We start from the raw sequence: 12,048 nt of genomic DNA on the forward strand, positions 1-12,048 counted from the left end.
GGTTATTTTGTCAACAATCACAAACGTCTTTATTTTTCTGTTGGTTGATTTTCTATACGGCGCAGGTCGATCTGTGCTTTGAGTGAGGCATCCATACTCACATCTTGGTTTGGAAATAGCATTGCGGCCTCACGCTGAATCTGCGCGATTTGAACATCATCCTTAAGGAGATAGCAGGCTATTAACATATCTCGGTAGAGATCCAGCTCGACACGATGCGTGGTGTATCTTTTCGCCCAGTTCAGGTAGTTGCGCGCAGCAGTTAAATCGTTGGTTGTAACTGCGAGAGCGAGTTGCTGCTGATATAGGGTTGCCTGATATTGCTGTGGCTGTGCTCTGGTGTTGAAGATGGTGTGCTGCTGTAAAAAGGTGGACTGAGCCGTATCATGATGAGCGATACGATGTAGTTGCATTGATGTATGTAGTGCGGTGATGACGAATAGACTCAGCGTGATGCAAAGCACAGGTATGGCAAATTTGAACGTTTTATTTGCCCAAGTTGCAATGGCATAGGGCTGGCTTTTTCGTGGTGTAAAATAGCAAACAATGAGTAGAAAGGTGAGCCAATAAGGTAAAGCGTTTTCAAATGGGCTCGATGTCAGCAACTGCATCAATAACGGTAAGATGATCGCAAGGTAAGTGATTTGCTGACTATGATGTTGTGATTTAGCCAGTGATATCAGCACATAAGCAAAAATAACACAGCCAATCAGTGGTATGACGCCGCCTTCAACCACCCAATAGAGCAGCTCGCTATTCGGATGCGAAGGGTAATGGGTCATGTTTGTTGGCATGATGCCTTGCACCGCATACTGCTGAGCGATGATTTGCCCAAAGTTGCCATAGCCATAACCAAGCCAAGGCTGCTTCAGAAAGAGAACCAACGTTTGTTGCCAAAGCGTGAGTTGTGATGAGATATCATGCCAATTGAATTGTGAAAGACGCTCAATATAACCTTGCAGCAATAATTGGAAGACAAAAGCAGTGGCTAGCAAAGTGACTAGAAAATAGAGGCGTTTTTTACGATGGGCTTGCCAATGACCGTAGATGAGTAGCGCTAGAGACACACAGAAAATCAGTAGTTGCTTGAATGCATGGATTTCGAGCAAAAGGCTCAAGAATAAAACGCAGCTAAGAAGCGTGGCTGCATCAGACCAGCGATATGCAGTTGAACGATGAACATAGAGGTAGCAAGACAGTACTGCGGCGATGAGCAAAAATGCGCTGAGGCTTTCTTTGTACTCAAATATACCGTATTGCATATCAGATAGTTCAGGCGTGAAATATAATCGCTGTCCCCACACGAATAGTGTTTCGATGACTGCAGCGCTAACAATGAGCCAGAATTGTGCGTTTTTACGACGTAGATGAATTTGCTGCCAAGCGATAAAAAATAAACCACCACTCCAAAGACCAACCATGCGCAGTAGGCTGGATGATGATTCTGTTGTCGAATAGAAGAATGGGATGGAGAGCAGTAAACAGATGCTTGTGATTGCTACGCTATAGCGATTGAGCTGAACATTGCCTCGGATGAATGCCTGTGCAATCCCTAAAACGATAGCGAAACCAAAGGGAAGAATGGATAGCACATTAAAAGGTAACTCAAGTCCTTCACGACCAGAGTGTGGTTGAAAGTAATGCATGGTCCCTAAGTAAAACAATGCAATACATGTGAAAAAAGGCAGAGCCAGTGATTTCTCACTGGCTTGCATGGGTTCAAGTTGCGTTCCTTGTAGATAGAGTGTCTTGCTCATCGGTTATGATTTTTTAATGTGCAACATCGGTTTTAAGAAATGCGCCGTGTGCGATCCTTTCACTTGAGCCACTTGCTCTGGTGTGCCTTGGGCAATAATTTCACCACCGCCGTTGCCGCCTTCAGGGCCGAGATCCACAATCCAATCAGCTGTTTTAATAACATCAAGGTTGTGCTCAATCACCACCACGGTATTGCCATGATCACGCAGACGATGCAAAACGGTCAGTAGCTGCTTGATATCATGGAAATGTAGACCTGTGGTTGGCTCATCCAAAATATACAGCGTTTTACCTGTATCGCGTTTTGATAGTTCTCGCGCCAATTTAACGCGTTGTGCTTCACCACCGGAGAGGGTGGTCGCGGCTTGGCCAAGGCGAACATAAGATAAACCGACATCGATTAAGGTTTGCAGTTTTCGCGCAATTACGGGAACTGGGTCAAAGAATTCACGTGCATCTTCGACAGTCATTTCAAGCACATCGTCGATGGATTTACCTTTGTATTGAATCTCCAGTGTTTCGCGGTTGTAGCGTTTTCCTTTACAGCTATCACAAGGCACATAGACATCCGGTAAGAAGTGCATTTCAACTTTGATCACACCATCGCCCTGACAGGCTTCGCAGCGACCGCCGCGCACGTTAAAGCTAAAGCGGCCTACTTTATAGCCGCGCGCGCGTGACTCTTGCGTGCCAGCAAATAGTTCACGAATTGGGGTAAAGATCCCTGTGTAGGTGGCTGGGTTTGAACGCGGCGTACGACCAATAGGACTTTGATCAATATCGATCACTTTATCAAACTGATCCAAACCTTGAATTGCTTGATAAGGAGCCGGCTCATTGACAGTTGCACCATTGAGATCGCGATGGGCAATACGGAAGAAGGTGTCGTTAATTAAGGTTGATTTACCCGAGCCAGAAACGCCAGTTACACAGGTAAATAAGCCGACAGGTAAGGTTAAATTAACGGCTTTGAGGTTATTACCTGTCGCGCCTTTTAAGGTGACAACGCGTTTGGGATCGAAGGCCACGCGCTCAGTTGGTAACTCAATCTGTTGTTGGCCGCTGAGATATTGGCCTGTGAGTGATTCTGGGGTGTCAATAATGGCTTGATAGTCACCCGCTGCAACCACTTGGCCACCATGCACACCAGCACCTGGACCGATATCGACGATATAGTCGGCTTGGCGAATGGCATCCTCGTCGTGCTCAACCACCACCACGGTATTGCCAAGATCACGAAGATGATTCAAGGTTTTGAGTAGTCGCTCGTTATCACGTTGATGCAAACCAATGGATGGCTCATCAAGAACATACATAACACCCACCAACCCAGCACCAATTTGGCTTGCCAAACGGATCCGCTGTGCTTCACCACCAGAAAGGGTCTCTGCACTGCGTGAGAGATTCAGGTAATTGAGGCCGACGTTAACCAAGAAGGAGAGGCGTTCGCGAATCTCTTTCAGTACTTTTTCGGCAATTTGCGCTTTTTGCCCGCTAAATTTCAGCGAGTCAAAAAAGTCCATGGCCTGTTGAATGCTCATTTCGCAGATTTGCGGTAGGTTCGTTTGATCAATAAAGACATGGCGAGCTTCGAGGCGTAAACGCGAACCATCACAACTGGCGCAAGGTTTGGTCGACACATACTTGGCTAACTCTTCACGGACGGCATTGGACTCCGTGTCGTGATAACGACGAGCAAGATTATTCAAAATCCCTTCAAAGGGGTGGCGTTTTACGCGGGTATCACCACGGTCATTGACATAGCGAAACTCAATTTCTTCATTGCCTGATCCATGCAAAATGATGTTTTGAATCTTTTGCGGGAGTGCATTAAAAGGCGCATGCAGATCAAAGCCATAATGCTCTGCTAGTGAATTGAGCATTTGGAAATAATAGAAATTACGTTGATCCCAGCCGCGAATTGCTCCGCCAGCAAGACTGAGTTCGGCATTTTGCACCACACGATTGGCATCAAAATATTGCTGAACGCCTAAACCATCACAGGTTGGGCAAGCGCCTGCTGGATTGTTAAAGGAGAATAGGCGAGGCTCAAGCTCAGCCATACTGTAGCCACAATGGTTACAGGCAAAATTGGCTGAGAAAATTTTGTTGTGCGCTTCAATCTCTTCCATGGAAGCGATATGCACTAAGCCGCCGGAAAGCTCCAGTGCCGTTTCAAAAGATTCAGCCAAGCGCTGCTTAAGATCATCACGCACCTTAAAGCGATCCACCACCACTTCGATGGTATGTTTTTTATGAAGCTCAAGCTTTGGTGGATCGGAAAGATCGCACACATCACCATCAATGCGTGCACGAATAAATCCTTGAGCGGCTAGATTGGCCAGCGTTTTCACATGCTCCCCTTTACGCTCGCGTACAATCGGAGCAAGGAGCATCAACTTGCTGCCTTCAGGCAAGTTCAGAACTTCATCCACCATCTGGCTGACGGTTTGTGCGGCCAGCGGCGTGTCGTGGGTTGGGCATCGAGGTTCACCGACGCGCGCATAAAGCAAGCGAAGATAGTCATAGACTTCGGTGATGGTCCCCACCGTTGAGCGTGGGTTATGGGAGGTTGATTTTTGCTCAATGGAGATCGCAGGCGACAATCCTTCAATATGATCCACATCGGGTTTTTCCATCAAAGATAGAAATTGACGAGCGTAAGCAGACAGTGATTCCACATAGCGGCGCTGCCCTTCGGCATAGAGGGTGTCAAAGGCTAAGGAGGACTTTCCTGAGCCTGAGAGGCCGGTGATCACAATGAGTTTATCGCGAGGGAGCTCAAGACTGATATTTTTTAGATTATGGGTGCGAGCTCCGCGGACTTCGATATGGTTCATAACACTACTTCACTGAGCAAATGACGAGCAGCAAGTATCGCACAGCGGGAAAAATACGCAATCACTAACTGTGATTATACACAGTGGTTTTTCCGTGCTAATCTTGAGATCTGCGCCTGTTTTCGCGCTATGGTTTTGACCACGAAGCGTGGTAAACTCGTCCGTTATTTTCAGTGGCGCAATGATGCGTCCATCAACTAGATCTGGAGCTCATTATGGCCAGTCGTGGCGTCAATAAAGTTATTCTTGTAGGTCACTTGGGTAACGATCCTGAAATCCGTTATATGCCAAATGGCGGTGCCGTTGCCAATATCACTGTGGCAACCTCTGAATCATGGCGTGATAAAAACACCGGTGAACAGCGTGAAAAAACTGAATGGCACCGTGTGGCGCTGTTTGGCAAAGTCGCTGAAGTGGCTGGTGAGTACCTGAAAAAAGGTTCACAAGTTTACATTGAAGGCCAATTACAAACCCGTAAATGGCAAGATCAAAACGGCCAAGAGCGTTACACCACGGAAGTGGTTGTACAAGGCTTTAACGGCAGCATGCAAATGCTAGGTGGTCGTCAAGGTGGCGGTGCTTCAGCACAGCAACAAGGCGGTTGGGGTCAACCTCAGCAACCTGCGCCACAAGCTCAGCAACAACAAGCGCCTTATCAAGCGCAGCAGCAATCTTACAATGCGCCTCAGCAGTCGGCTCCGCAACAATCTGCGCCGCAGTACAATGAGCCACCAATGGATTTTGAAGACGACATTCCGTTCTAATTTCGATGAGAACCATGTTTCTTTGATTAGAAAAAAACCGCGCTTGGCGCGGTTTTTTGTTTTTAGCGAATAAGCTTGGTCGCAATAACGCTTTTTTAAAAGGTGCTGCGGTAGGCAAACAAAGCAGGGCTGCCGCCGGTGTGTAAAAAGAGCTGTCGCGAACTTTTGTCGATTTGATTTGTGGTCACCAAGTCAATCAATCCTGCCATTGCTTTGCCGGTATAAACCGGATCAAGCAAGATCCCCTCAAGGCTGGCGCAACGTTTGACTGCGTCATTGGCTTGCTCGGTGACGATGCCATAGCCAGGGCCAAAGTAGTCGCCATTGGTATGTACGTAATCACTCGCATGGCTTGAATCAAGACCAAGAAAATCCAAAATTTCCACTAAGAGAGCCGTGACTTTGGTATTTTGTTCGCTGCTGCTGCGGCTAACATTGATTCCTAAAACTGGCGTGTGGTTATTGGCGAGGATCAAACCGGCAATTAAGCCTGCTTGAGTACCAGCACTGCCTGAAGCGAGGACGATTTGATCGACAGGGTTGTCTTTGAGTTGTTCGCTAAGCTCTAGTGCGCATTGTACATAACCCAAGCTACCGATCACATTGGATCCGCCCATGGGAATGATGTACGGGCGGCGACCTTGCGCTTTAAGCTCATCAGCGCGCTTGTTGATCGCATCGTCACAGCTTTGACCTTCTGCCAATTCAATGATCTGAGCGCCGCAGAGTTGGTTCAGTAGCAGATTGCCATTGTCATGGTAATTTTCGGTCGGTGTACCGCTCACTTGCTCCAAAATGAGCTCACATTCAAAGCCAAATTTTGCCGCAGCCGCCGCGGTCTGCCTTGCATGGTTCGATTGAATACCACCCACAGTGAGTAAGATATCAGCACCTTGTTTTTGTGCATCGGCAATTAAATATTCAAGTTTGCGTGTCTTATTGCCGCCACCTGCAAGTCCAGTGCAATCATCGCGCTTGATCCAAATATCACAGCCCAGCGCCTGTGAGAGACGCGGCATTGACTCTACTGGGGTGGGATTATGGCTGATGGTGACGCGCGGTATTCGTGAAAATTGCATGTTGCTTCCTTAACAAAAAACATCGGCACTGAAATCAGTGCCGATGTGGAAATTATAGGGGGAATCAAAGGCCTTAGCCCAACATCATAAAGCCAAGAATGGTAAAGAGCACGGTGGCAATCGCACCTGTTAACAATGCATATGGGAACTGCGTACGAATATGGTCAATATGGTCGTTACCCGTTGCCATGGAGGCTACAATACCGGTATCACTGATTGGTGAAGTCATATCACCGAAAATCGCACCGGAAATTGCTGCACCAATCATGAGCTGTGGGTCGATACCAATGGCCGTACCAATTTGAATACCGATTGGGATCATGATGGAGAAGGTGCCCCATGATGTACCCGTTGCCAGTGACATAATCGCAGCAATTAAGAATACAAACGCTGCAGAGAAGCCTGATGGAATGATGCCATCAATGGCGTTGGTAATATATGCGCCAGTGTTCAAATCACCAGAGATGCTGCCCATCAAGAACGCAAGGGTCATAATCGCACCCAGTGGGATCATGCTTGAGTAACCTGCAAATAGGTGTTTGAAGAAGTTCTCAATATTCATCATGCCGCGACCAACGAACCAGATCATGGAGATCGCAGTACCTGTCATCACACCCCAGAATACAGAAGTTGAGCCTGAACCCTGTGCAATATCGCCATTACCAGTGATTAACAGACCGATTGGCACCATCAAAATGGTTGGTACAAGCGGAATGAAGAAGTTGAGCATGCTGTTACATGCTGGGTGATCAATCACCTCTAGATCTTCTTCAGTTGAGATTGGGAATGCGCCTTCGCGAAGCTCTTGACCATTGGCTGCGCGAATATCTGCGGTCTTCATTGGGCCCCATGAGAAGTCACTGAAGATGTAGAACAACACGGATGCCAAAGAGAGCCAAGCCATCAAGTTAAAGACCATGGAGCCAGCTAGAATGCCAAATGGTTCGCCGTCGATGAAGCCTTTGCTGATCTGAACGCCAATGACACCCATCATTGCCGCACCCCAGCCGTTCACCATCACGCTAGAGCAAACAGAAACGCAAGATGATTGGATCACATAAGCCATTTTCTCACGTGATACGCCATAGGGTTTCGCAAGCTCTTTCGTCGCGGTACCCGCAGCCATTTCAGAGATTGAGCTTTCAATAAAGATCAGCGATGTGATCAACATAGAAAGTAGCTGCACTGCTTTCTTGTTGTTGATGACGTTTGCTTTTTCAGTCAACCAACGCACCAAACCAACAGTACCGCCAGTCACTTGCATCAAACGGATCAGACCGCCCACCATAAAACAGAACAAAATGGTGCGGGTGTTACCAGCAGAACCAAAAGTGTTGATGATGCCATCGAGTGTTGAAGCAGCACCTTGAAGAGGATTAAAGCCTGCGATAACAGTTGAGCCGACAAAAACACCAGCCAACAATGAGAGTATTACTTGGCGCGTGAAGACTGCCAGCAGGATGGTGACCAGAGGCGTCACTACCGTCCAAATTCCATAATCAGTCATAGTTATTTCCTTAAGCAAGGGCGTGAGTTAAATCGGCAATCAGATCATTGATATCTTCAATGCCTACAGAGAGGCGCAGGGTGGTATCAAACACACCAATAGCTTCTCTTTCTTCTGGAGTCATAGAGCCGTGTGACATGGACGCTGAGTGGTTGAGCATGCTCTCCACACCGCCTAGAGACTCGGCTAAAACGAAATATTGCAGTTTGCCAATGAAGGATTTCACTGTCGTCATATCGCCAGCTAAGCGAATGGTGACCACTGCGCCGCCGGTGCGCATTTGACGCTGACACAGTTCAAACTGTGGGTGTGATGCAAGGCCGGGGTAGTGCACTTCCACAACTGCAGGGTGATTTTCTAAGAAAGTTGCAATTTGTTGGGCGTTATCGCATTGACGTTGCATGCGAACATCTAGAGTTTTCATGCCACGCAGTGCTAGATAAGCATCAAATGGTGAGGCTACGGCGCCCACTGTGGTTTTGATAAAATCTATTTTTTCAGCAAGCTCAGGTTTATTGGTGATCAATGCACCGCCAATCAGATCCGAGTGACCGCCGATATATTTACTGGTGGAGAGCATCACAATGTCTGCACCAAGCGCCAATGGCTGCTGGTTCCACGCGGTTGAGAAGGTGTTATCAACGCAGGTGAGAATATTTTTTTCTTGTGCCAGCTTGCAGATGGCTTGAATATCAACCAGCTCAAGCAGCGGGTTGGTTGGTGTTTCAATCCAGATCATCTGCGTGTTATCGCGAATCGCAGCTTCGACAGCAGCAAGATCATTGAGGTTGATATATTCAAATTCAATGCCAGAGGTATTGCGACGCAGTTTTTCAAATAAACGGTAAGTCCCTCCGTATACGCCACACATGACAATCACATGGGCATCTTTAGGTAGAAGTTCCATCGCAAGTGCCGTTGCCGCCATCCCTGATGCTGTCGCAGTGGCGTAAATACCGCCTTCTAGCGCTGCAAGCGCTGTTTCATAGGCATGGCGAGTTGGGTTGCCACAACGTGCATAGCAAAAATCGCCACCTTCACCCAAATTGGTTTGAATAAAGGTACTGGCAGTGGTGATTGGCGGAAAAATAGCGTGATGACCTTTGTCATGCTGATCTCCACCGTGAATGGCTAGGGTTGCGATGTTTTTACTTTTCATAGTAATACCACGAATTGTTTATATTTATGGGTTTGCTAGCGATTTAAACCAACCGGATGAAAAAGAAGCAAAAATCATTTAATTGATAGAAAATTAAAGATTTACCCATCGAATTGACTTAAAGATTACTCGCGTTGAAAGAGAAAAAATTGTAATAAATTCTGCTGAGGCATGACTTCAAAGAAATATTTTGCTGTATAACTCAAAAGGCCGAGGTAACTTTTCTTTGCGTTGATTTAGATCAGTTTTGAAATATATAAAACATTAGCAAATTCAAACAAATAAAACGAAATCACCTAATTTGTCTGATAAATTAAGGTCACCAAGAATGACTGATGTCTCAATTTTAACAAAAGCATCAGTATTGTCTTATCATTTGCAAGTGGGCGTGTGATTTTAAAGTTAAATTCATTCACGCGATCAATAAAAAAGGGCTCGCAATATGCGAGCCCTTTTTCGATGTTTTAAAAATAAACGAAAGTTGATTTATTTTACAGCAATCACTTCAATTTCTACTTTTGCATCAAGTGGCAAGCGAGCGACTTCAACACAACTACGCGCGGGACAGTTTTCACCAAAAAATTCAGCATAAGCAGCGTTCACTTGTGCAAAATCATTGAGATCTTTAACAAACACAGTTGCTTTTACGATTTTGCTTTTGTCTGAGCCTGCCGCGAGCAAAATGGCTTCAACATTGGCCAATGATTGTTGTGTTTGTGCGCTGATATCCTCTGGCATTTTGCCAGTGGCAGGATTAATCGGAAGCTGACCCGAGGTGTAGATCATCTCACCAACGACTTTTGCTTGAACATATGGGCCGACTGCCGCAGGTGCTTTTTCAGTATTAATAATTTGAATCATGGAGCATTACTCTTTTTTATCGCTAAATATTAGGATGCTTTGTGCATCATAATGTCTAAAATTTGTACGTCAGTTTGTGCCATTGCACCATTGGCAAGTGCCGATAGATTACGAATTGAGGCATCGGCATCTTCCGCCACAATACCTTCATGGCCGGTGACACGTAGATCATCGAGTGCCATCAATGCCGCTTTTACCGCGGCACCAGCCGATGACGAAACTTTCATGGCGCAGCTTGTTTTTGCGCCGTCACAGATCATGCCCGAAATATCGCCAATCATGCTGCAAATGGCATGATTCATTTGTTGAAAATTGCCACCGAGTAACCAAGTAATCGCTGCGGCTGAGCCCATACACGCTGTGGTTGCACCGCACAATGCGGACAATTTGTTTTGATGGCTCTTAATATAAATCGCAGTGAGGTGTGACAAAGTCAAAGCGCGAGTGAGCTGTTCTGGGCTGACTTGTAGATGATCGGCAACAGCAACCACTGGCATTGTTGCGGCAATACCTTGATTGCCCGAACCTGAATTACTCATGGCCGCTTTCATGGCGCCATCCATTCGAGCATCGGATGCTGCCGCAGTGCGAGACAATACTGAGGTTAGTAAACCGGCTGAGAGCAGGCCGCGAGTCACATTACGTTCAAAAGTTGCACCCACTTGTAGACCATATTTGCCAGTGAGGCCTTCTTGAGAGAGGGCGTTATTGAGCTCATAGGCTTGCTGCATCAACTCAAGATCGCTCACTGGAGCCTGCGTTGCAAAATCAAAAACATCTTGCAGATTCGCTTGCTCAAATGGATTGTCGATTGGGTCATTGGCACTTGCTTTGACCGCGGTTGCAAAGCTTTCTACATTGGCATTTTCTTCAATGGCAATGATATTGGTATGTTGATCAGCAATGGTGACTGCGACACGATGTTGGTTCGATTGCAATTGAACTTTGGCATACAAAATATGCGGTACATCTGCGACATGTACTTGTACTTGGCCTTGGTCGACCATGGCTTTTGCAGCTTGTACATCTGAGCTCTGAATGGCTTTCAATACTTCCAATTTGGCATTTGCATCACCAGCAATCGCGCCCAATGCGGCTGCAATCGGTAGACCAACCATCCCTGTGCCTGGAATGCCTACGCCCATGCCATTTTTCATCAGATTCGCAGATACATAGATTTGAATCGAGTCAATTGGGCCGGTGAGTTTGGTCATGGCGGTGGCTGCGGCCAAAGCGACTGAGACGGGCTCAGTACAGCCAAGAGAGGGCACCACTTCACGCTTAAGAGTATCGATAAAGTGTGGCCACAAATTAGTTTTGATCATGTCAATGCCTTAAAGAGGCGTCGATGCGCGTCTATTGTCGTAGGTAAGGGCGATGTGAATCATCGGCATTTCATGTTCACTAATATACGAGTTTTGCTAGAAAGATATTTTCCATTTGCCAATGAAAATAGACTGAGTAAGAGAAATATATTCTCTTATTGCTTGTAACTTGACGTGTGATCTTTCTATAAAATTGCAACGTGATGGTTGTCACGTTTTTAAGGGGCAGGAAAACACGTCACTATCGACAAATGACACATTAAATTGTGAACGGGAGTTGTGCCATGTAGGTATTAAGGTTTGATGACCATGATATGAATGGGTGAGTGCGCGGCAACTTTGGTTGCAACGGAACCTAGCATAACCTTATCTACTTTACTGCGTTTATGGCTGGGTAATACGATTAAATCGGCATTTAAGTGTTGTGCATGCTCGATAATGGTGGTGTAAGGTTTTCCCTCTTTGATCGTTGTGGTGTAGGTAATTGGTGCTGGAATATGTTGCGCTGCAAATTGCTCCAGCTGCTGCTGAGCAGCGTGCTTCATGGCCTGCGCAGCATCTTTGGGAAAGTAGGTGGCAACCATGGATTGATGAATTCCGGGAACCACATTAAGCAGGTGAAGCGTGGCATGACAGTGCTGTGCAAGCCAAATGGCATGTTTGAGGGCTTTATCACTCAGCTTGTTTTCGTTGAGATCCACTGGGATCAGAATCTGTTGATACATATTTTTTCCCACATATCGATAAGGTAAAGG

9 protein-coding genes are annotated in these 12,048 nt (G+C 46.5%); 1 reads left to right on the forward strand and 8 read right to left on the reverse strand.

Translation table 11 applies throughout. From position 1 onward, the window contains the following. Window positions 1-29 precede the first annotated feature (29 nt). Both L9P36_RS01830 and uvrA read right to left on the reverse strand, forming a co-directional pair. Window positions 30-1,757 carry an O-antigen ligase family protein gene (locus L9P36_RS01830; RefSeq protein ID WP_237464478.1) on the reverse strand — a complete coding sequence of 576 codons (1,728 nt, stop codon included), beginning with the start codon at window positions 1,755-1,757 and terminating at the stop codon, window positions 30-32. Between the two features lie 3 nt (window positions 1,758-1,760). Continuing rightward, window positions 1,761-4,598 carry an excinuclease ABC subunit UvrA gene (gene uvrA / locus L9P36_RS01835; protein WP_237464480.1) on the reverse strand — a complete coding sequence of 946 codons (2,838 nt, stop codon included), beginning with the start codon at window positions 4,596-4,598 and terminating at the stop codon, window positions 1,761-1,763. A gap of 215 nt (window positions 4,599-4,813) precedes the next feature. Between uvrA and L9P36_RS01840 the strand changes: the two genes are divergently transcribed. Continuing rightward, window positions 4,814-5,362 (forward strand): single-stranded DNA-binding protein, encoded by a 549-nt coding sequence (locus tag L9P36_RS01840; RefSeq protein WP_237464481.1) that lies wholly within the window; start codon window positions 4,814-4,816, stop codon window positions 5,360-5,362. Window positions 5,363-5,457: 95 nt separating this feature from the next. Here the strand turns inward: L9P36_RS01840 and L9P36_RS01845 are convergent, their stop codons facing one another. The 6 genes from L9P36_RS01845 to L9P36_RS01870 all read right to left on the reverse strand — a co-directional run bounded on the left by L9P36_RS01845 (window position 5,458) and on the right by L9P36_RS01870 (window position 12,018). Then, window positions 5,458-6,441 carry a D-cysteine desulfhydrase family protein gene (locus L9P36_RS01845; protein ID WP_237464483.1) on the reverse strand — a complete coding sequence of 328 codons (984 nt, stop codon included), beginning with the start codon at window positions 6,439-6,441 and terminating at the stop codon, window positions 5,458-5,460. A gap of 73 nt (window positions 6,442-6,514) precedes the next feature. Continuing rightward, window positions 6,515-7,948, reverse strand: coding sequence for a Na+/H+ antiporter NhaC family protein (locus L9P36_RS01850; protein WP_237464484.1), 1,434 nt, complete (start codon window positions 7,946-7,948; stop codon window positions 6,515-6,517). 10 nt (window positions 7,949-7,958) lie between these two features. Further along, window positions 7,959-9,107, reverse strand: a complete 1,149-nt coding sequence (locus L9P36_RS01855) for a trans-sulfuration enzyme family protein (protein WP_237464485.1) — start codon at window positions 9,105-9,107, stop codon at window positions 7,959-7,961. Between the two features lie 486 nt (window positions 9,108-9,593). After that, window positions 9,594-9,968 carry a RidA family protein gene (locus L9P36_RS01860; protein WP_237464486.1) on the reverse strand — a complete coding sequence of 125 codons (375 nt, stop codon included), beginning with the start codon at window positions 9,966-9,968 and terminating at the stop codon, window positions 9,594-9,596. A gap of 29 nt (window positions 9,969-9,997) precedes the next feature. Next, entirely contained in the window at window positions 9,998-11,290 is a 1,293-nt protein-coding gene (locus L9P36_RS01865) for an L-cysteine desulfidase family protein (RefSeq protein WP_290368702.1), read from the reverse strand. Window positions 11,291-11,586: 296 nt separating this feature from the next. Then, window positions 11,587-12,018 (reverse strand): universal stress protein, encoded by a 432-nt coding sequence (locus L9P36_RS01870; protein ID WP_237464488.1) that lies wholly within the window; start codon window positions 12,016-12,018, stop codon window positions 11,587-11,589. Between the last annotated feature and the right edge of the window lie 30 nt (window positions 12,019-12,048).

The organism is Vibrio stylophorae (genome assembly GCF_921293875.1).
Lineage (GTDB): Bacteria > Pseudomonadota > Gammaproteobacteria > Enterobacterales > Vibrionaceae > Vibrio_A > Vibrio_A stylophorae.

What these genes read in the sequence shown, in the direction of transcription:
- L9P36_RS01830 (WP_237464478.1), bottom strand. Translation starts at nt 1,757, where the DNA reads ATGAGCAAGACACTCTATCTACAAGGAACGCAACTTGAACCCATGCAA.
- uvrA (WP_237464480.1), bottom strand. Translation starts at nt 4,598, where the DNA reads ATGAACCATATCGAAGTCCGCGGAGCTCGCACCCATAATCTAAAAAAT.
- L9P36_RS01840 (WP_237464481.1), top strand. Translation starts at nt 4,814, where the DNA reads ATGGCCAGTCGTGGCGTCAATAAAGTTATTCTTGTAGGTCACTTGGGT.
- L9P36_RS01845 (WP_237464483.1), bottom strand. Translation starts at nt 6,441, where the DNA reads ATGCAATTTTCACGAATACCGCGCGTCACCATCAGCCATAATCCCACC.
- L9P36_RS01850 (WP_237464484.1), bottom strand. Translation starts at nt 7,948, where the DNA reads ATGACTGATTATGGAATTTGGACGGTAGTGACGCCTCTGGTCACCATC.
- L9P36_RS01855 (WP_237464485.1), bottom strand. Translation starts at nt 9,107, where the DNA reads ATGAAAAGTAAAAACATCGCAACCCTAGCCATTCACGGTGGAGATCAG.
- L9P36_RS01860 (WP_237464486.1), bottom strand. Translation starts at nt 9,968, where the DNA reads ATGATTCAAATTATTAATACTGAAAAAGCACCTGCGGCAGTCGGCCCA.
- L9P36_RS01870 (WP_237464488.1), bottom strand. Translation starts at nt 12,018, where the DNA reads ATGTATCAACAGATTCTGATCCCAGTGGATCTCAACGAAAACAAGCTG.